This is a genomic window from Desulfosarcina cetonica JCM 12296 (genome assembly GCF_001311845.1).
Taxonomy (GTDB): Bacteria; Desulfobacterota; Desulfobacteria; order Desulfobacterales; family Desulfosarcinaceae; genus Desulfosarcina; species Desulfosarcina cetonica.
The window spans coordinates 1-1,110 of sequence record NZ_BBCC01000471.1 but is presented as its reverse complement, the minus strand read 5'-3'; the positions used below and the strand labels follow the sequence as shown (position 1 = coordinate 1,110).

Annotated in this window: 1 protein-coding gene and 1 pseudogene; both read right to left on the bottom strand. The window is 55.0% G+C overall.

All coding sequences use genetic code 11. The features are described 5' to 3' along the window. The coding region (locus tag JCM12296_RS51710; RefSeq protein ID WP_246805339.1) for a TolC family protein at positions 1 to 218 on the bottom strand (218 nt) is incomplete at its 3' end. A 78-nt stretch (positions 219 to 296) separates the two neighbouring features. Then, positions 297 to 982, bottom strand: a pseudogene (locus JCM12296_RS51705) (TolC family protein); the annotation flags it as partial. Between the last annotated feature and the right edge of the window lie 128 nt (positions 983 to 1,110).

Here is a 1,110-nt window from a genome sequence, read left to right as displayed (position 1 = left end):
GCAAACAATCCGGAGAGCTCATCACTTGCCGTTCCCAGGGAGGTCGCCAGGGAGATACGGGGGAAGAAGGCGGCTCGTGCAGCGCCGATATAGGCATAAGCTCCCTTGAGGCGGTGTTCCGCCGCCACTATATCGGGTCGGTTCAAAAGCGCTTCAGAAGAAAGCCCCGAAGAGATTTCCTGGGCTGGCGCAACACTGCTGAGGTCATCCGGCAACATTTCTTCGGGTACTGGTGCGCCAGCCAGAAGGTTCAACGCATTTTGGTCCTGTGCCTCTAGTTGCGTATAGCGGTGAACATCCCTTCGCGCCGCGTCCACCTGGGTTTGTGCACGGCGCAAATCAATTTCGGTCGATAGCCCGAATTGACAGCTTTTTAGAATGAGATCATAGGAGGTCTGCTGGCTTTCAAGGGTGGACCGGGCCAGCTTGAGGTTTTCCCTGTCAGCGGCAAGCGTCAGCCAGGCCCTGGCAACTTCGGATATCAGCATGATCTGTGCGCTGCGGCGAGCCTCCTCCGTAGCCATGTATTCTTCCAGTGCCTGGTCTTTCAGGCTTCGTAAACGCCCGAAAAATCGACCTCCCAGGAAGCGATGCCCAGATCGGCGCTGTACTGCTCCACGGTTCTCGGGTCCCCGGGCTCGATGAGATCGTTTGAACGGCGTTGTTTGGTCCATGCTCCGGATGCGTCAAGCGCCGGCAGCAGTTCCGCCCGTTGAATACCGTACTGGGCACGCGCTTTTTCCACGCTCAAAGCGGCTATTCTCAGATCACGGTTATTGTTCAAGGCCGTTTCAACAATTTTTTTGAGCTTTTGGTCAGTAAAAAAGTCCTGCCAGTTCAACTCCCGGGCTGTCGGTACGCCGGACAGGGCTTGTGTGTTCTTATAGGCCTCACCCTGTGGCCACTTATCTGGGATTGGCGCCTGGGGTTGTTGGTATTTTGGCGCCAGGGAACAGCCGCCCAGGAAAACGAAGACACCCATAACAAGCAGTATTTTTTTTATCATCTTATCAGACCTCCTGGGACGCGGTGGAGTCCATATGCTGCTCGGAAACGTTTTTTTTTTCCTTCCCCTTGAACCGTCGTGACACAAAGACAAAAAAGATGGGG